General features: G+C 63.2%; 15 protein-coding genes. 9 read left to right on the top strand and 6 right to left on the bottom strand.

Going from position 1 to position 18,164, the window contains the following annotated elements:
- Positions 1-3 precede the first annotated feature (3 nt).
- From RCH14_RS13705 to RCH14_RS13695, 3 genes are all read right to left on the bottom strand, one after another.
- On the bottom strand, positions 4-981 hold the full coding sequence (locus RCH14_RS13705; protein ID WP_343026647.1) for an efflux RND transporter periplasmic adaptor subunit: 978 nt from the start codon (positions 979-981) through the stop codon (positions 4-6).
- Between the two features lie 5 nt (positions 982-986).
- The gene (locus RCH14_RS13700) at positions 987-2,399 is read right to left on the bottom strand and encodes a TolC family protein (protein ID WP_343026646.1); all 1,413 of its coding nucleotides are present in this window, start codon (positions 2,397-2,399) and stop codon (positions 987-989) included.
- 427 nt (positions 2,400-2,826) lie between these two features.
- Positions 2,827-4,095, bottom strand: coding sequence for an amidohydrolase family protein (locus tag RCH14_RS13695; protein WP_343026645.1), 1,269 nt, complete (start codon positions 4,093-4,095; stop codon positions 2,827-2,829).
- Between the two features lie 310 nt (positions 4,096-4,405).
- Here RCH14_RS13695 and RCH14_RS13690 point away from each other — a divergent pair, with 310 nt between their 5' ends.
- The 7 genes from RCH14_RS13690 to RCH14_RS13660 all read left to right on the top strand — a co-directional run bounded on the left by RCH14_RS13690 (position 4,406) and on the right by RCH14_RS13660 (position 10,460).
- Complete coding sequence (locus tag RCH14_RS13690) at positions 4,406-5,269, top strand: alpha/beta fold hydrolase (protein ID WP_343026644.1); 864 nt, start codon at positions 4,406-4,408, stop codon at positions 5,267-5,269.
- A 59-nt stretch (positions 5,270-5,328) separates the two neighbouring features.
- Positions 5,329-5,844: a peptide-methionine (S)-S-oxide reductase MsrA gene (gene msrA / locus RCH14_RS13685; protein ID WP_343026643.1), complete on the top strand. Its 516-nt coding sequence runs from the start codon at positions 5,329-5,331 to the stop codon at positions 5,842-5,844.
- 64 nt (positions 5,845-5,908) lie between these two features.
- Positions 5,909-6,997, top strand: coding sequence for a fasciclin domain-containing protein (locus RCH14_RS13680; protein ID WP_343026642.1), 1,089 nt, complete (start codon positions 5,909-5,911; stop codon positions 6,995-6,997).
- A 303-nt stretch (positions 6,998-7,300) separates the two neighbouring features.
- Entirely contained in the window at positions 7,301-8,551 is a 1,251-nt protein-coding gene (locus RCH14_RS13675) for a DUF819 family protein (protein ID WP_343026641.1), read from the top strand.
- A gap of 118 nt (positions 8,552-8,669) precedes the next feature.
- Positions 8,670-9,137 (top strand): hypothetical protein, encoded by a 468-nt coding sequence (locus RCH14_RS13670; RefSeq protein ID WP_343026640.1) that lies wholly within the window; start codon positions 8,670-8,672, stop codon positions 9,135-9,137.
- A 122-nt stretch (positions 9,138-9,259) separates the two neighbouring features.
- The gene (locus RCH14_RS13665) at positions 9,260-9,802 is read left to right on the top strand and encodes a hypothetical protein (RefSeq protein WP_343026639.1); all 543 of its coding nucleotides are present in this window, start codon (positions 9,260-9,262) and stop codon (positions 9,800-9,802) included.
- 85 nt (positions 9,803-9,887) lie between these two features.
- On the top strand, positions 9,888-10,460 hold the full coding sequence (locus tag RCH14_RS13660) for a histidine phosphatase family protein (RefSeq protein WP_343026638.1): 573 nt from the start codon (positions 9,888-9,890) through the stop codon (positions 10,458-10,460).
- 40 nt (positions 10,461-10,500) lie between these two features.
- Here the strand turns inward: RCH14_RS13660 and RCH14_RS13655 are convergent, their stop codons facing one another.
- Positions 10,501-11,196 (bottom strand): SDR family NAD(P)-dependent oxidoreductase, encoded by a 696-nt coding sequence (locus RCH14_RS13655; RefSeq protein WP_343026704.1) that lies wholly within the window; start codon positions 11,194-11,196, stop codon positions 10,501-10,503.
- Between the two features lie 175 nt (positions 11,197-11,371).
- Here RCH14_RS13655 and RCH14_RS13650 point away from each other — a divergent pair, with 175 nt between their 5' ends.
- Positions 11,372-13,153 carry a DUF885 domain-containing protein gene (locus RCH14_RS13650; RefSeq protein ID WP_343026637.1) on the top strand — a complete coding sequence of 594 codons (1,782 nt, stop codon included), beginning with the start codon at positions 11,372-11,374 and terminating at the stop codon, positions 13,151-13,153.
- 33 nt (positions 13,154-13,186) lie between these two features.
- Here RCH14_RS13650 and RCH14_RS13645 read toward each other — a convergent pair whose 3' ends face one another.
- Positions 13,187-16,126, bottom strand: a complete 2,940-nt coding sequence (locus tag RCH14_RS13645; RefSeq protein WP_343026636.1) for an EAL domain-containing protein — start codon at positions 16,124-16,126, stop codon at positions 13,187-13,189.
- A gap of 129 nt (positions 16,127-16,255) precedes the next feature.
- Here RCH14_RS13645 and RCH14_RS13640 point away from each other — a divergent pair, with 129 nt between their 5' ends.
- A complete protein-coding gene (locus tag RCH14_RS13640; protein WP_407070078.1) occupies positions 16,256-16,498 on the top strand; it encodes a DUF2256 domain-containing protein in 243 nt (80 codons plus the stop codon).
- Between the two features lie 21 nt (positions 16,499-16,519).
- Here RCH14_RS13640 and RCH14_RS13635 read toward each other — a convergent pair whose 3' ends face one another.
- On the bottom strand, positions 16,520-18,055 hold the full coding sequence (locus tag RCH14_RS13635) for a hypothetical protein (RefSeq protein WP_343026635.1): 1,536 nt from the start codon (positions 18,053-18,055) through the stop codon (positions 16,520-16,522).
- Positions 18,056-18,164 lie beyond the last annotated feature (109 nt).

Below are 18,164 nucleotides of genomic sequence, written 5' to 3'. Positions count from 1 at the left end.
CGCTCAGTGATCGAACACGACCGTCATTCCCGGGCGCAGCCCGGGCACCGGGGCAGTCGGGCGCAGCCTGACCTCGAAGGTGCGCAAATCGGTGCCGCCCGGGCGCGCCGCGCGCCAGGTGGCGAAGGCCGGCAAGGCTGACACCGTGGTGACCTTGAACTGGACCCGTGTGTTGAGCGCGGGGATGGTGGCCTGGTGCAGCGAACCCTGCGCATACGCCTTGAATGCATCTTCACGCACGGCCACCACGGCCCAGACATCGGCCAGGTCGACCAGGGTAATGACGGGGAAGCCCTGCGGCGCCAGCTCACCGGCCTGGATCGCGAGCCTGGTCACCTCGCCCGCGGCAGGCGCCGTGATGCGCGTCTCGTCGAGCGCGGCGCCGGCTTCGTCCGCTACGCCGGCCACCTGACGCGCCTGTGCCTCGGCGGCCTGGCGGTCTTCGGCACGGGCGCCCTGGCGCGCCAGCGCATATTGGGCCCGGGCGGCGGTGGCCAGCTCGCTCGCCGAGCGCGCCTGGGCTTCGGCCTCGTCGCGTTTCTGGCGCGCGACGACACCTTCGGCATACATCGCCCCGATGCGCTCGAACGTGACCCTGGCGAGACTGGCGCCTGCCTCGGCGCGCTCCCAGTTGGCGCGCGCGGCGACGATTTCTTCCGGCCGCGCGCCGGCCTGCACCTTCTGGCTGGTCGCGCGCGCCGCATCGCGCGCGGCTTCGGCCTGCGCCACCTTGGCCCGCACTTCGGGGCTGTCGAGCTCGAACAGCAGAGCGCCGCGGGCGACACGTTGGCCCAGTTGCACATGGACCTGGCCAACCCGTCCCGGCACCTTCGACGCCACATTGATTTCCTGCGCCTCGATCTGGCCCTGGAGCGGATCGCGGACCGGCTGGAAGGCCAGGTACAGGCCCCAGCCGAGCAGGGCGAGAATGACGATGCCGGTGCCGCCGGCAAGCAGGCCTTTGGCCGAAGGTTTTGCCATGATGCTTATTCTTTCGTGAGGTCGACGATGTGCGTGGCGGTCCGGGACAGCGCGCTCAAGCGCTCTGGCTCGCCGCTGGTGCCCAGCAATTTGGCCAGCGCCATGACGTAGTCGTAGCCAGCCTGGGCGCGCTCGAGGGAAGTTTTGGTGTGATTGAGCGAAGCGTCGGCAACGTCGGTCGAGGTTGCCTGACCGTTCTGGAACCCCACCTGCGCCAGGCGCTGCGTCTCGGCCGCCAGCTCGATTGCGGACCCCATCGCCAGGTAGCGCTGGCGGGCGTCTTCCATGGTACGCCACTGGCTTTCAGCCAGGGTCGGGATATCGCGCCCGGCCTGTTCTGCCGCGACTTCGACGCGCTGCTGCTCGAGCCGGGCGGCGGCGGTCATTTTTGCACGGTCGATGCGCTCGACCAGCGGGATGCTGACCGACACGCCGACCAGCCAGTTGGCGCGGCTGGAGCTGCCACGGTTGAGGTTATAGTTGGCGATCCCGATGACGGTCGGGCTGAATTCCCGGCCCTGCAGCTGCAGTGCGCCGTCCGCCTGTTTGCGCTTGCTTGCAATTTGCTTCCACGCCGCGTTCGAGGCCATGGCCGCATCGATGAACGAGGCCAGCGAGCCGGGCGACTCCGCATGCACGAACAGCGGCGTGGTCGGCGTGATGACGCCCTGCGCGTCGAGCAGGCGGCGCAGCGCGAGCTGCGCGATCTCGAGGTCGCTGGCCGCCTTTGCCGCTTCCCGGACCGCATTGTCGACGGCGACATCGGCTTTCAGGCGCTCGACCTTCGCGATCAGCCCGCTACGCTCCATCTTGCGCGCCATGCGCTGGTGTTCTTTGGCAAGCTCTGCCGCCGAGCTGCGCAACTGGCTGGCCTTCGTGGCAAGTTGCACCGTGAAATAGCGCTGCGCCAGCTGGATCGATGCATCGTCCACGGCCGCCTGCACGCTCGCATGGGCTTCGTCCGCGCGGCCGGCGGCGATCTGCTTGACCGCATCGAGGCGCCCGCCCGTATAGAGCGGCCAGATTGTGTTCAGGCCGAGCGAATGCACGTCAAACACGCGGTCGACATTGATGGCCGGCGGGATCTCGGGCAGATTCAGGGCTGGCAGCGGCGGCAGCGAGTCGAGCACCGGGTTGGCCAGTTGAGTAATCGCACCAGTGTCAACGCTGAGCGTGGTCGATACCCGCCCGGCAAAGCCGGACAGGCGCACATCCGGGCCATCGATGCGGCGCAGCGCCTCGGCCTGCAATTGCCTGGCCTGGAAATCGAGCCGGGCGCCATTCACCGCACCCGCACTGGTTTGCACCCGGCGCAGCGCCTCGGCATAGTCGATGCCGGTATCGGCCCGCGCGGGCAGGGTCAGCGCCACAAGCGCCGCCGCTGCAATCGCCCCGCGCAACATAGCCTTCACTTTCATGCATTACTCCGGTATTCAGTCGTCGATCCGCCCTCGTCGGCGCGGAAGCTGTTGCGCTGGTCATACATCGTGCATGACAGGCATCATGGACGTAATGATAACGCCTCGGGTGTAATGACGGCTACCTGCTTGCGTTGACCGTTCCTGGCTGGCGATCATGGATCCGTTACAAGCGTCACGAGCAAAACATCGCCGTGTTCCTTGAAAAACTTCATGGTCTGGTGTGACCAGGTTGCTGATCGCAGTGGCATGACGCCTCTACGCGGTCAATGCCGTTCGTATAACACAGCTGGGGCCTGGCAATTCAGGTAGTAGCGCAGAGGATTGAACATTCTTGCGTCGGTGGTCGATTTCGCCCCGGACCACCAAGAATATTGTTCCCACAACGCCCACGCATCAAAGTGGGCGTTGTCGTTTGCGGCCCAGTTTATTCTGGCTTGACCAGCTTGCCGTTTCTCGCCACGATAGCACCCTGCTTCATTACCAGAACTGGTTTCGCGAGCCGGGCCAGGTCCTTCACCGGATCATTCTCATAGACGTTGAAACTCGCCTCGCAACCTTGTTCCAGGCAGCCGACACGGCGTTGCGGAAACATCCACTTCGCCGTGGCAGACGTGGACATTTCCAGGAGCTCAACCGGTTGGAAAAGACCCGTCCCAGCCAGTGCATTGAGCTCATCGAGCACACTGCCTTCGAAACGATCGGAGCCGGTCAGTAATTTGACCTTGTGTTTGCGTAGCAAGCGCAGGTTGTGCATATACAGCCCGGCTATTGCAGAGGCATCATTGGGTCGTGCGGTTGCATGATAAACCGACGCTGCCATTGTCGGGATAACCGTTACGGCATTGGCAGCGGCCGCCTTTACGACATCTTCTGTCAGTTGGTAATCTTTAACGGTGCGGTTTTTTGCTATACGGTAGCCAGGAAGATGGGCAATCGTGTCGACACCGGCTTGGACAGCAAGTTTGAAATCGGCAGCGGTGTCCACATGGGCCACAACGCGCAGCCCTGCAGTGCGGGCAAGCGGCACAAGCGCTTCGAGTACTTCTCGGGTAACACCATTGAAACCGTCGAGCTCCGGGCGCTTTGCGTTCGCTAAACCATTTTCTTCATCGATCAGTATGACCTTTACGAAATCAGTTTTCGTCGTCTTAAAATGCGGCCACTTGCGCTGCAGATCAGAAACGCTATCGGCAATCAGCATCCCATCGACAAGCTGGTCGAAGCTCATGTCCATCCCAGCCTCTTTGGCCCCGGCGCGGGCGATACCGATCGGATGACCGGTGCTACTGGTAATACCGATGCGGGCAAACGCAGTTGAAGGCGCTGAGCCGCTATTGAACAGCGGGGCGCATTCCGCCCCGGCCGGATCGGTCGCGAAGAGCTGCGCGGAATACAAGATTCCCTGTTTCAGGTAGGCCTGTGCCATCTGCGGCGCCAAATAACAGTTCTGGAAATTGTGGTTATGCGCTTCAGCCAGACCAGGAATGACGTAACCACCGCGAAGGTCTACGGTCTTTACCGCATCGCGCCCGGCGACAATCTTGCCATCTAGCACGGCAACGTCCCTCTTCTCGAATTTTTCCCCGATAAACCAATGGCCGTTTATATAGCGTACTGTTTCTGCTGACGCTACCTGAGCAATGCCGACAAGCGACATAAAACCGATCACTGTGGTTATCGAGGGAAAATTCATGGAGTAGAAAGTCCGGTAATAATTGATCCAAAGATAGCGTTATATTGCCCAACTGGCATATCGATGTCCAGAAAATATTCTGGCGCATGATGCAGTCGGATCGGTTTTATCGATACGGCGTTTATTCTCCGGGCCGCACGAGGGGCCCGGCAGTCCGCCGCCTTTGATGACGCCGGATGGACAGGCTTGGCCCTGTCGTCGGTCCACGTCCAGCACCTCATCCCTGGCAAGCATTCCTAACGGACGCAGTCGTTATCTCCGCTGCGGTACGCTTTCAACATACGCACACCCGTGCGATGGGAGATCGATCATGCATCACATTCGCCGCGGCACTGGCAAACCTTTGCTTCTGATTCATGGCCTCGGTGGCCATTGGCAAAGCTGGAATCCCATCCTGGCCGATCTCGCGGCCAGGCGCGAAGTCATCGCGGTAGACCTGCCCGGCTTTGGCCAGACGCCCAAACTGGCCGGCGAAACCTCGATCCGCACTCTGGCAGATGAGACGGCAGCCTTCCTCCATGCCCAGGGTTTGACCGGTATCGATGCAGTCGGCAGCTCGATGGGGGCGCGGCTGGTGCTGGAACTGGCGCGGCGCGGTGGCGCCGTTGGTGGCGTGGTGGCGCTTAATCCGGGCGGCTTCTGGCAGGGATGGGAGCGGCACGCGTTCTTCAGTTCGATTTATCTGTCGATCCGGCTGCTGCGGCTGCTGCGGCCCGTATTGCCAGCGGTCTGCGCCAACCCGCTTGGCCGCGCTTTGTTGCTGGCCCAATTTTCTTCCCGGCCAACAAAGCTGGCGCCGGACGTCGTGAGCGACGAATTGTGCAGCTATGTGGCCTCATCGGCATTTGATGAGCTGCTGGCCCAGCTCGCGTATGGCGAGGAGCAGCAAGGCGCGCCCCGCAACAGCATCACGCAGCCGCTCGTCATTGGCTGGGGACGGCGTGACCGGGTCTGCTTCCCATGGCAGGCAAAGCGGGCACTGGCCTTGTTCCCGGATGCCCGACTGCACTGGTTCGAGCGGTGCGGGCATTTCCCGCACTGGGATGCGCCGGCGGAAGCCGCGCAGCTGATTCTGAGCGCACTGGCCGGGCCCCACCCCAATGCTACGGCCGAACTGTCACACGCACGCGATGCAAACTACGCTGCACACGACTTGCATTTACACTTGCCATAATCGACTGGCTGATCGCCACACGCTTTAAGTCCACCTATTTATCCAAGCAAAGGAAACCAATGACACAACAAACTGAAACCGCGATCCTGGCCGGAGGCTGCTTCTGGGGCATGGAAGATCTGGTGCGTCGCATGCCTGGCGTGCTGTCCACGCGCGTCGGCTACACCGGCGGCGACGTGTCCAACGCTACCTACCGCAACCATGGCACGCACGCCGAAGCGCTCGAACTGGTGTTCGATCCGAGCAAGATCAGCTATCGCCGGATTCTCGAATTTTTCTTCCAGATCCACGATCCGACCACCCCGAATCGTCAGGGCAATGACCGGGGCATGAGCTATCGCTCCGCGATCTATTATCTCGACGACGCACAAAAGCAGATGGCCGAGCAGACCATTGCCGACGTCGACGCATCCGGCCTCTGGCCCGGCAAGGCCGTCACCGAAATCGCTGCCGCAGGGCCTTTCTGGGAAGCCGAACCGGAACACCAGGATTATCTTGAACGCATTCCAAACGGTTATACTTGCCACTTCATCCGTCCGGACTGGAAGCTGCCGGCGCGCCAGGAATCGACGTAAGCCCGGCACGGTCGGGGCGTGGAGTTGCCAGACGAGGATGCAATATCCCCGGCCCGGTGATTCCATGGAAAAGCTGATATGGCGAAGTCAAGTTAAACCATATCCGCTTGACTCCGACCATTGGTTGCGCGCTGAAGCGGAACTCCAACGGATGAACATCTGTCCAAAAATGGACGTTCATTTCGGAGGTGCAACCATGAAATCTTTCTTGAAGTGGTTTGGTGCGTTGAGTTTGGTGGTTATGTTGTCGTCGTGTGGAAGCAGTGACGACGATCTCGGCAATGTGGCTGAGGTCGCTCAAAAGAATGGCTTCACAGCATTACTGGCGGCAGTCGACAAGGCAGGCATCGCCAGTACACTCACTGCTGCGAATGCCGACCTGACGGTTCTGGCGCCCACCGACGCGGCCTTCGGCGCACTGGCGACACAACTTGGCTTTGCCAATGCCGGCGCCATGGTGGCGGCACTGCCAGCGGCCGACCTGGCCAAGATACTGCGCTACCATGTGATCCCAGGTGCCCGATCCTCGGCGGCGCTGAGCACCGCCGGCGCGACGCTGCCGACGGCCTACGTCTTCGACGGCGCTGCTGCCCGGCTCGCACTGAACACGTCTTCTGGCGTGGCGTTCACCGACGCCGCCCTGGCGACGGCCAGCGTGACAACGGCCAATGTGTACGCCGACAACGGCATCATCCACGGGATCGACAAGGTCCTGATACCACCCGGCGTACTCAATGTCGTGCAGATGGCCCAGGCCAATCCGGCATCTTTCAGCTCGCTCGTCGCCGCAGTCGTGGCAACCGGCCTGGCACCTGCGCTCAGCGCAAGCGGCCCATTCACTGTCTTTGCGCCGAACAACGCCGCATTCGCCTCGGCGCCCACGGGCCTGACAAGACCGCAGCTCACATCGGTCCTGACCTACCACGTGTTGCCGGCACAGGTCCTGTCGACTGCCATACCGTTTGGCACGCCGGTGGCCACCCTTGCCACGACAGCCCTCGACGGATCGACGGTCCCGGCACAGACCATCACGATCAACCGCAATCTGACGATCACCGACACCACGGCCGTTCCGGCCACCATCCTGGCAACTGACGTCCGTGCCAGCAACGGCGTCATTCATGTCATCGGAAAGGTGTTGATTCCCAAATAGGTGCACGTACTAGGTGCACTTCGGGCCATGGCAGCGCCGGCCCCCTCTCGCGGCAAAAAAAGACACCGTGAAACACGTACGACAAGCACTTCCATGGCAGCGCCCCGGCGGCTAGTCCAGGACCGGGGCGCAGACCAGCAGGCAATACGGACCAAGCGGCGTGCCTGTACTGACGCTGCCGGTTACCCGCGTCCATGACGTTGACTACACAGTTGCGCCCGGCGATACTCGTTGCTCTTCGACCAATGCGATGCACGATGCATGCTCGTTATCGGTCCCTGATGCGAATAACCTGGAGCGCGCATGCCGCCTGTTTCTGCTGCCATGATTACCAACGATGCCGTCGTCTTCGGCATGCTTGCCACCATACTTGGTACCGTACTGTGGACCGCAGCGCGTCCGGACGGTTTCTGGAAAAAGTTCTACAGCTATGTACCCGCCTTGCTGCTGTGCTACCTGCTACCTTCGCTGCTGAACACGCTTGGCGTCATCGACGGCGCGGCCTCACGCCTCTACCCGATGGCGCGCGACTACCTGCTGCCCAGCTCCCTCGTGCTGCTGTGCGTGGCAATCGACTTCAAGGCGATCGTGCGACTCGGTCCCAAGGCGATCATCATGTTCCTGACAGGCACGGTCGGCGTCATGCTCGGCGCGCTCGTGTCGTTCGAAGCCATGCGCGTGATCCATCCCGAGACGGTGGCCGGCGAGACATGGCGTGGCATGACCACGGTGGCCGGCTCCTGGATTGGCGGCGGTGCCAACCAGGCCGCCATGCGCGAGGTCTTCGACGTGGATGCCACGATGTTCGGCCAGTTCGTCGCGGTCGATGTATTGGTAGGTAATTTGTGGACGGCCGTGTTGCTGTTCCTTGCCAGCCGGGCCCAGGTATTCGATCGCTGGACAGGCGCTGACCTCACGGCGCTGAACCGCTTGCGTGACAGCATCGAGAGCTATCAGGCGCAGCACGCGCGGATCCCGACCCTGGCCGACATCATGGTGATCCTTGCCATTGGGCTGGGCGCGACAGGCCTGTCCCATTTCCTGTCGGAGCTGCTGGTCGGTTGGATCACGTCGTTGCCGGCCGAGTGGCGCCTGCAGGACTACAGCCTGACGTCGGGCTTTTTCTGGATCGTCGTGATCGCCACCACCATTGGTTTGCTGCTCAGCTTTACCAAGGCCCGCACGTTCGAGGGCGCCGGTGCTTCGCGCATCGGGTCAGTGATGCTGTACGTGCTGGTCGCCACGATCGGGATGCAGATGGACCTGAGCGCCCTGGTCGATCGCCCCTGGCTGTTCCTGCTGGGCCTGATCTGGATCGCGTTCCACGGCGGCTTGATGATCCTGATGGCCAAACTGATCCGTGCACCGCTCTTCATGATGGCCGTTGGCTCGCAAGCCAATATCGGCGCGGCAGCATCGGCGCCGGTGGTTGCCAGCGCCTTCCACCCGGCGCTCGCACCGGTCGGCGTGTTGCTCGCCGTGCTGGGCTATGCACTGGGCACCTACGGCGCCTACATCACGGGGATTTCCCTGCGCGCGATTGCTGGCGGGTAATCAATGACCGCCGGCGCGCGCGTCTTAAGGATGACCTCATCAGCGGGCTGTTAGAATTTGCGACAATCTTTCCCTATTTATTTGCAGGAGTACTCAAATCCTCGGTTTTCTCGTCAAAATGGCCATCGGCAAGCCAAAACTGGTGCTTGCCCTGGTGGTGGCGCTGCTGGCAGTGTTGGCCGGCATGATCACCTATTCCGGCTACCTCGTGATCGGGGTAGTGGCCGAGTATCTCGGCACGGGCCGCTTCATGGCCGGCCTGCTCCTTGGCGTCCTGTTCGCCAGGTTTCCTTCGGTTAGCCAGGGCAAGTTGCGCCTCGTTGGTCTGCTGCCCAAACCTGTCCGTCGGCCACTCATCGTGACGCTGGTCGCACTCTGCCTGCTGCACTTCGTGTGGCAAGGCGACTACGTGCCCGCCCTGTTCACCGGGTTTGTGACGACCTTTCTTCTTGCTTTCCCCTGGTTGCGCAAGACTCTGTTCGATCGGGTCTCCTCGTCGCTCTTCAAGTTCATGCCTGGCCGGCGAGCGCCTGAACACAGCGACGACATGGTGATCGAGGGTGAATTCAAGGAGCGCAAAGACTAAGGGCTTGAGCGTCCCGGGCAACGGGCGAGAACGCCTTCAAACGGGGTAGGCGCATCCCTCTTGCCTGCAACCCGCACGGCGCACAGTGGTATGCTGCGCCCTCATACTCCGAAGCCAATGCCATGACCACTAAAAAACAGCCTTCCGCCCGCCAGCCAGCCGAGACGCCCGCCGGCCGGGTGGAAAATCCCTTCCTGGACGTCGAGTTCTATCAGCGCATGCGCGACTACACCGAGCGTGATGCCGCCTTTTCGAAGGAGCTGAAAGCCATCGGCGACACCGGCGCGGGCAAGCACAGCACCGACATTCGCGAAGCACCGTCACTGCAATTGCTGCGCGCCGTCGTCAAGAAGGGCTTGTCGCTGGAGACCATGTTGGGCCGCATGGTGCAGGGTGTGGAACTGGGCTTGTGGGAGCCATGGATGAGCGCCTTCGGTATAGAGATCCGCGGCGTCAACTATGCCAAACCAGAACAGCGCAACGCTCGCCTGGCGCTCGACATGAGCCTGGCATGCAAGGTCAATTCGGTCTTTGCCAATGCAGGCGTCGTCAACTGGCGCAGCCTGGTGGCGCAGGATTGCGCGCAGATCCAGATCGACAAGCCGACCGAGAAATCCGGCGCCAAGGTGTACGCCATCTTCTTCCTGGATGCGCCAACGAAATAATGTGGATCAGCGTGACGCGTACCAACGTAACGCGTACCATCTGATCATCCAACCCACCCAACTGGCCCCGCCACCACGAGCACCCATGGACCGACGCCACTTTCTGGCCGCACTGGCGGCATGCGCAGCGCCCGTTGCCGGGGCCGCCCCAGCGCCTTGGCCGCAGCTTCAGCGCGGCGGCTACGTCATCCTGATGCGCCACGCCGCCACGGTGCCGGGCATCGGTGATCCACCCGGTTTCAAACTCGGCGTGTGCGCCACCCAGCGCAACCTGTCGCAGGCAGGTCGCGCGGATGCCACCAGGATCGGGGCAGCCTTTCGCCAGCATGGGGTACCGCTCGGCCCGGTGCTGTCGAGCCGGTGGTGCCGCTGCGTAGACACCGCCCAGCTCGCGTTCGGCCGGGTCGAACCCAGCGAGATGGTCGATTCGATGTTCCAGGACGACGACGCTTCGCGCGAGCGCAAGCTGGCGCAGCTGCGCGTCTACCTGGCGCAATACAAGGATCCCGGCAACCTGGTGCTGGTGACCCACGACGTGAACATCCGCGCACTGGTTGGCAAGTACGTGGAACAGGGCGACATCGTCATCGCCGCGCGCAGCCCCGATGGCGCCTTGCGCATCGAGGCAACGGTCCCGGTCGCGCAGCTGACCACCTGACGGGCGGGCACGCGCCCCCACCGCGTGACACCGCCCCCCCCTACCAGGGCAGTTCGGCGCCGTTATACGATCTGAACGAACCGCTATCGGCCGGCGTCAGCGCATCGAGTACCTGCAGCATGTCGGCTACAGCAGCCTCGGCCGGTCGCCCGATGAGCTCGCCCCGGAACGGTTGCGACAGCCGTGAGTTCACGGTACCAGGATGCAGGGCGACGAGCACACTGTTCTTCTGCGTGCGCGCGACTTCGATCGCTGCGGTTTTGACCAGCATGTTCAGCGCCGCCTTCGAGGCGCGGTAGCTGTACCAGCCACCCAGGCGGTTGTCGCCAATACTGCCCACCTTGGCGGACAACATGACCATGATGGCGCGTTCGCCTGCCAGCAATGGCACGAAATGACGCATGACCAGTGCAGGACCAAAGGTGTTCGCCAGGAAGGTGGCCTGCATCTGCGGGTAGTTCAGATCGGCCAGGCGCTTCTCGGGCATCGTTGCGCCGTCGTGCAGCACGCCGGTCGCATTCACGATCAGGTGGTAGCGCGGGCCGCCGGCGAGCGCCTGCGCGGCCGCGGCGACACTGGCCTCGTCTGCGAAGTCGATCGCGGGTGCCGACTGGCGATGCAGCCCACGCACCGAGGCGCAGCGCGGCGTATGTTCCAGCAGATCGACAAAGGCCGCGCCGATTGTCCCCGAGGCGCCGATGACCAGCGCATGAAATTGATCCGGCAAACTGTTCATCATGATGTCGCGCTCCACCGTTGTACGTGCATCGAGTGTACAGAAGGCGGCTGGTGTCATCACCGTCATGCCACGACAACGACGGGTCAATACGCGAGCTGACCCGTCATGCTGCGCGGTCATTCCCCGGCAGCCCCATGCTATTCTTGCATCGCCCCGACCACCACGAGACCCCATGACCCGCTCGCTTCCCCTGCTCCTGTGCTCCCTGTTGTGCGCCGCCCTGCCCGCCATGGCCCAGGTCAAAACCCCGGCGACGCCGGAAACAATGAACCAGCTGTACGCCGCATACTGGGAAGACTACCTGCGCGAAAATCCGATCGCCGCGACCTTCAATGGCGACGCGCGCTACAACGACCGCTTCGGCCCCGTCTCGTCGGCCGAGGAGCGCAAGCAAAGCCGCGCGCTGTCGGAAAAATATCTCGCGGCCAGCGCCAGGTTCGATCCGGCGCCGCTGCCGGCTGAAGACCGCATCAGCTACGACTTGCTGCGCTACCGCTTGCAGCAGGTTCTCGACGGCCTGCGTTTCCCGTCCGACCTGGTGCCGGTGGACCAGTTCTCGGGCCTGCACCTGATGATGGCCCAGCTGGGTTCCGGCGCCTCGACGCAGCCGTTCCAGACCGTCCAGGATTACGACAACTGGCTAGCGCGCGCTGCCGGCTACGCGCCGGCGGTCGACAACGTGATTGCCGACATGCGCCTTGGTATCAAGCAGGGCATCGTGATGCCGAAGGCCCTGATCAGCCGCGTCTTGCCGCAGCTCGAGAGTGTCGGCAGCGACGATCTGGCCACCAGCACCTATATGGGTCCCGTGAAGAAGTTTCCGGCCTCGTTCAGCGCCGCCGACAAAGCGCGCCTGACCGACGCATACGGCAAGCTGGTACGCGAACAGCTCGCGCCCGCCAACCGCAAACTGCTCGCGTTCATGCGCGACACCTACCTGCCAGCTGGTCGCACGACGGCCGGCATCGGCGCCCTGCCCGGTGGCAAGGAATGGTATGCGTTCCGGGCGCGCCAGTCGACCACGACCGACCTGACGCCGGCGCAGATCCACGATATTGGCCTCTCGGAAGTGGCGCGCATCCGCGCCCAGTTCGAAGAAGCCAAGGTACGCGTGGGCTTCAAGGGCACGCTCAGGCAATTTTTTGACCACCTGAATAATGCGCCCGAACTGCGCTTCACATCGCGCGAGGAAATCCAGGCCGCCTATGAAGGCGTGCGCCCGCAGGTCGAGGCCAAGGTGGGCCAGCTGTTCGCGAATGTGCCCAAGGCGCCGTTTGAAATCCGCCCGGTCGAAGCGTTCGGCGAAGTGAGCGCGGCGCCGGCGTCGTACCAGCGCGGCTCGGTCGACGGCAAGCGGCCCGGCATCTTCTATTACAACGCCTACAAGCCCGAGACGCGCACGCGCTTCACCACCAATGCATTCTTCCTGCATGAGGCGATTCCCGGCCACCACTTCGAGCGCAGCCTGGCGCAGGAAACGACCGGCCTGCCGGCCTTCCGCCGCTTCGGCGGCAGCACTGCGTTTTCGGAAGGCTGGGGCCTGTACAGCGAAATGCTGGGCCAGGAAATCGGCATGTACGACGATCCATGGCAGTGGATCGGGCGCCTGACGGCCGAGATCTGGCGCGGCGTGCGCCTGGTGGTCGATACCGGCATCCACGAGAAGGGCTGGACGCGCGAACAGGCCATCGCCTACTTCATGGACAACGTGCCGCAGAACGAAGTGACGGCGGTGCAGGAAGTCGAGCGCTATATCGCGGTGCCAGGCCAGGCGCTGAGCTACAAGATCGGTGAACTCAAGCTGCGCGAACTGCGCGCACGTGCTGAAAAGACGCTGGGCAAGGACTTCGACCTGCGCGCCTTCCACAACGAGGTGCTGTCGCACGGCGCGGTGCCGCTCGACGTGCTGGAAGCGGCGACCGACCGCTGGATTGCGGCGCAGAAGAAAGGCTGAAGGACTGGTGCGACCCCGGCCGATGCGCCTCGCTCAGGCGCTGAACTGCAGCTCGACCCGGTCGATGACATGGTGTACATCCTGCATCGGCACGGGAGGACTGAAGAAATAGCCCTGGCCGATGTGGCAACCATGGTTGAGCATCCAGTTCATCTGGCTCTGCGTCTCGATGCCTTCGGCCACCAGCGTCATTTTCAAGGCAAGGCCCATGGCGATGATGGCCTCGGTAACCTTCTCCGCATTTGGATCCTCCAGGAGATTTTGCGTGAACGACTTGTCGATTTTCAGACATTGCAAAGGCAACTGACGCAAATAGCTGAGTGACGAAAAGCCGGTACCGAAGTCGTCCAGCGAGGTCACGATGCCATTGTCGTTCAGGCCCTTCAGTACGGTCTGGGTCAGCTCGAGTTCGCGCATGATGCTCGACTCTGTCAGCTCGATTTCCAGCGCGTGGGGCGCCACGTGATATTCGTCGAGCAATTGCAGCACATAGTCCGTCAGGTTGGGCGACAGGATATCCGCGATCGAGAGATTGATCGCGATCGGCAGCGGCAACCGGCCTGCGTTCTGCCATTGCGCCTGCTCGGCAATGACGGTGCGCATGACCCAGCGATCGATCCCGATGATCTGGTTACTGCGTTCGGCGATGGGGATAAATACAGTCGGACCATTCTGGCCGCGTGTCGGGTGGTTCCAGCGCACGAGCGCTTCCAGGCCCACCACTTTATGGCTCGACAGGTCGACCTTCGGTTGATAGACCAGTGCGAGCTGGTTGCACTCCACGGCATCGTGCAGGTCGCGCTCGAGCAGGAACGAGTCCAGGTGGTCCGACGCCATCGACAGCTCGAACACGGCGCTGCGCGAACGGCCCAGGGATTTGGCCTGGTACAAGGCCAGGTCGGCATGGCGCAGCAATTCGCTGATGGTTGTGCCGTGAACAGGCGGGATGGCGATACCGACGGAGATGCTGAGGCGCAAACGATGCTCGCCTACTTCGAAGGGACGTGTGACGGCCTGGTGCAGCTGCTCCGAAAAAATCATGCTGGACGTGGCGCTGGGAGAAGGAATCTGCAGCAGCAGCAGGAACTCGTCCCCGCCCAGCCGCGCCAGCAAATCGAATTCGCGCGTGACTGATTTGAGCCGCAAGCCCAGTTGCTGCAGTACCAGGTCGCCCGTTGCATGGCCGTAGGTGTCGTTGATGTTCTTGAAGTGGTCCAGGTCGAGCAGCATCATGGCGCAGTCGTAGTCACCCTCCTCGAGGCGCCGTGTGATCGCTTCCTCGATCGCGTGCCGGTTATACAGACCGGTAAGATGATCGTGATGGGCGCGCCAATGCAGCTTTTCCTGCAGTGTGCGGTTGACGTGCGCCTTGTGGACTTCGTTCAGAACGCGCAGGAAATCCTGCAGCGCATCGATTTCGACCTGCGTCCAGGGTTCGGCATGCCCCCGTACCAGCTCGCGCCACAAGGCGAAGGAGCGCCGGGGCTGCAGGCGCACCATGCCATCGGGGGAAACCACTGAATCACCTTTCACGGGCTTGCCGCCCCAGCGCACTTCGTGCCGGTGTTCAGGTCGGCCCAGGCAGGCGAATGTCAGATCGGGCTTGGATCGCTGAACCAGCAGCAGGCCGGCAGTGTCGGGCAGCAAGGCAAGGGCGCGTTCCGGCGACGCGAGCAAATCGGTCTCCATCAGGACGCGCGGGCGGATCGTGGCTTTGTCGAGTTTGCCCTCGATCTCGTCGAGTATGCCCTGCGCAGGCCCGTGCTGCCGTGCGCTGCCGCTCGCGTAGGACAGTGCGCCGATCCGCACACCCAGGCTGCTCGCACCGAAGGCCTGGAGGATCTTGGGCGCCCAGGCATCGAGCACTGCCGGCAGGTCGCCGCGCTGGATCGCAGCCTGGTGAAATTCGTTGATCAGGCGGTCCAGGGAGAGGCGCCGCATCATGGTCTCCATGCCCGACAGGGCCTCGATGCGCATGTTGGTGATGTCGCCCAGCAAGGTGCATACCTGGCGCATGCCTTCCCTGACCTGGTGGGGCGGGGTCTTGGGCGTGTCGTGGTGGCACGCGATCAGCCCCCATAATTTGCCATCGCAAACGATCGACACCGTCAGGGTGGCCTGCACCGCCATATTGTGCAGGTAGGCCAGGTGCGCCTCGGACGGTCCGCGCAGCATGCAGTGACTCTGGTCGAGCATTGCGCCATCGGGCAGGACGGGCGGGACCAGCCGGTCCATCGGTGCATGGACGTCTGCCACCACCCGCAGCTTGTTGGACAGGTACAGCTGGCGCGCCTGCATCGGGATATCGCTGGCGGGGAAACGCAATCCAAGGTACCTGGGCTGACCTCCGGGCGAAGTAGATTCGGCCACCACTTCGCCGCAACCATCCGGCAGGAACCGGTACACCACAACGCGATCGAACAAGGTGAACGACTGGACCAGTTCGGCGCATTCATCGAAGAACGTACCCAGCTTGTCGGCACGACGCAGCCGTGCAATCACCACGGCGAAATCGGCAAACATCCGGCTTTCGGTCGGGGCGCTGTCGGTGGCCGGCTGGACCGGTAACCACTCGAGGATGGCCAGTCGACCGCGGCGGTGGCCGAGGCATTCCAATGAAGGTGCCGCAGGCACTGCCGTCTGCGGCTCGCAGGGACCATCGTGTTCGAGCCGCAGACGCCAGGGCAACACCAGCGCCCCGGTCTCAGGCAGCGTGTCGAGATCCGGCATGCCCTGCGTGTCGGGAAACATGACCCAGTCGGCAACAGCCTGGCCGATCAGCGCGCCGGCATCGTGCAGTTGCGGCACATGGCGCACGACCCCTTCGGATACCTGAACGATGCGTCCACTGTCCACAGCCAGCACCATCAGGAATCCGTACGACTGGACGGTGCCCAACAGGTGAATCGGTTCCAGGGCACAGGTCTTTTCAAGCTCGTTCGTGATCAAGCCATGCGGGTCATCGGAGTTCATGTGCTCTCCAGCAACATTGCACCGGGTCGGCGGTGTCACAACGCACCTGATTTGACACGCCAACCGGAACAGGGGCTAAACGTCTTGGATTGGTTCGAAAGGGGTTAGTTCTATCGCAAGATCAACCACATGCTTCGACCGAAACCGCACCCCTGCGAACGTCTGGCCGATCCTCGTCTGCATGCGTACAATCTTCGCATGAAAATGCGGAAAAAATCCGAGCTGCCGTCTAAAAACTGCGTCCACTGCGGGCTTGCATTCTCATGGCGCAAGAAATGGGCGCGGGACTGGGACCAGGTCAAGTATTGCTCGGAACGCTGTCGGCGCACGGCAACGCCGACCGCCCGGCGCGATCGTCAGGATCAGGACTGAGCGCCGGTCGCGCTGCGCGAATCAGTGCGGTAGCTCAGCGCGCGCCGGCAAGACCGCCACCTCACGCCCGACCACCATGCGGCGACCGTCATGGCTGACCACGGTGACTGTGATCTGGTAGACGCCTGGCACAGAAAAGCCATGCTGGGCCGTAGCTTGGCCTGCGCCACCCACCCCGGTCAGTACGCGCGCTGCCCCGCCGCTGCCATCGCCCCACGACCATTCGACGCTGCGCGTACCGATCCGGTCGCCGTCGACCCATGCCACCGATGCCTGCAGCGCCGCCCCGACCTCGACGGTGCGCGGCGCCTCAAGCGGGCCGAGCGTATGTCCGCATCGGCATCCACGATCAGGCTGGAGCAGCACCAGTCCCGCATTCGAAGTGGCCACGATCGCGCCGCTGTCGTTGATCGCCATCGCGTGGTCCAGCACCAGGCCGCTCGGCGCATGGCGCAGGTACCGGTTCAGGTCGCGCATGCCGCTGTCGGCGCGCCACACGAAAGCGCGCATGACGCCAGCCCCATCCTCGGCAAAGCCGACGATCTGCCCCTTCGCATTGACATCGCGCGCCACCGATGTCCTGCCGCCCAGCGTGCCAAGTTCGTGCATGCCACCGTGGCGTGTCCACGACATCGCGTGCTGGCGGCCGTCCGCATGGCCGATCGCGCCAGCGATGTGCAGGCCGGGCGTCATCGCATTCACCCACGCCGAGGTGCCAGGACCAGTGCCCAGATCGACCATGCCGGTGGAGCGGGTCCACAGGAAAGGGCGATCGCCGGCGTCGTCTGCCGACGCGAGCCGGTTGCCTGCCACTTCGCCCCCTGCGCCGACCGCCACCGGCGACGATTCGATGCTGCCGAGCGTATCGATATCGACAACACCGCCCGAGCGCGACCAGACAAACACCCGCGTGACTTCATCGTCGATCGTGGTCACGCCGGCGATCAGGCCGGCGTCGTTGAGCACTCGCCCGGCCGCAGGCGCCGGGATGCCGAGCGTGACGCCCAGGTCTTCGAGGCCGCCGGCCATGCTCCAGCGGAAAGGATGCCCGGCAGCGCCGAACGAGCCGGTCATGACGCCGTGGTGGTTGATGGCCCAACTGTATGAACGGCCACGACCGGGCTCGGCGCGGATATCGACCATGCCGCTGCCTGCGCTCCAGAAGAACGCGCTCTCGATGCCTTCTTCGTTGACCGACGTGCCGGCGATCTGCCCTGCATCATTCAGGCCATTCACGTACACAGTATGGCGGCCCGGCGCGCCGATTTGCCGCACGACGTTGCCGTCGTAAAAGAACCCGGCGGTGCGGTTGTCGTTGGTGAGCGAGAACGCGGCCTGCCCGGCGGCATTGAGATGCGGATAGGCCGCGATTGTCCCGGGGCCCAGGTTGATCACGCGGTAAGTGGCTTGCGGCCGGCCAGCATCAGCGGTGCCGGATCCGGCCCAGGCTGGCGCCGCACCGGCAGTACCCTGCACCGACAACAGCAACAGCAGACCGGGCCAGACCCGCTGGCCCACAGCGCCAGCACTAGACAACAAGATCATTGGAAATCGCATGGCTTCTCCGGTCAATGATGAACGTGCCTGGACGGTCAACGACCCTGCCAGGAACCGGACCCAATCATGCACCGAGTGCCGCGCGCACGATAGCGCGCGACCGGAAATC

The sequence above is a fragment of the Massilia sp. MP_M2 genome, assembly GCF_039123635.1.
Taxonomy (GTDB): domain Bacteria; phylum Pseudomonadota; class Gammaproteobacteria; order Burkholderiales; family Burkholderiaceae_D; genus Telluria.
The sequence above is the reverse complement of the archived record's forward strand: the minus strand, read 5'-3'. Positions and strand labels throughout refer to the sequence as shown.

Coding starts and splice junctions, on each gene's coding strand:
- RCH14_RS13705 (WP_343026647.1), bottom strand. CDS start 981: ATGGCAAAACCTTCGGCCAAAGGCCTGCTTGCCGGCGGCACCGGCATC.
- RCH14_RS13700 (WP_343026646.1), bottom strand. CDS start 2,399: ATGAAAGTGAAGGCTATGTTGCGCGGGGCGATTGCAGCGGCGGCGCTT.
- RCH14_RS13695 (WP_343026645.1), bottom strand. CDS start 4,095: ATGAATTTTCCCTCGATAACCACAGTGATCGGTTTTATGTCGCTTGTC.
- RCH14_RS13690 (WP_343026644.1), top strand. CDS start 4,406: ATGCATCACATTCGCCGCGGCACTGGCAAACCTTTGCTTCTGATTCAT.
- msrA (WP_343026643.1), top strand. CDS start 5,329: ATGACACAACAAACTGAAACCGCGATCCTGGCCGGAGGCTGCTTCTGG.
- RCH14_RS13680 (WP_343026642.1), top strand. CDS start 5,909: ATGGAAAAGCTGATATGGCGAAGTCAAGTTAAACCATATCCGCTTGAC.
- RCH14_RS13675 (WP_343026641.1), top strand. CDS start 7,301: ATGCCGCCTGTTTCTGCTGCCATGATTACCAACGATGCCGTCGTCTTC.
- RCH14_RS13670 (WP_343026640.1), top strand. CDS start 8,670: ATGGCCATCGGCAAGCCAAAACTGGTGCTTGCCCTGGTGGTGGCGCTG.
- RCH14_RS13665 (WP_343026639.1), top strand. CDS start 9,260: ATGACCACTAAAAAACAGCCTTCCGCCCGCCAGCCAGCCGAGACGCCC.
- RCH14_RS13660 (WP_343026638.1), top strand. CDS start 9,888: ATGGACCGACGCCACTTTCTGGCCGCACTGGCGGCATGCGCAGCGCCC.
- RCH14_RS13655 (WP_343026704.1), bottom strand. CDS start 11,196: ATGAACAGTTTGCCGGATCAATTTCATGCGCTGGTCATCGGCGCCTCG.
- RCH14_RS13650 (WP_343026637.1), top strand. CDS start 11,372: ATGACCCGCTCGCTTCCCCTGCTCCTGTGCTCCCTGTTGTGCGCCGCC.
- RCH14_RS13645 (WP_343026636.1), bottom strand. CDS start 16,126: ATGAACTCCGATGACCCGCATGGCTTGATCACGAACGAGCTTGAAAAG.
- RCH14_RS13640 (WP_407070078.1), top strand. CDS start 16,256: ATGCTTCGACCGAAACCGCACCCCTGCGAACGTCTGGCCGATCCTCGT.
- RCH14_RS13635 (WP_343026635.1), bottom strand. CDS start 18,055: ATGCGATTTCCAATGATCTTGTTGTCTAGTGCTGGCGCTGTGGGCCAG.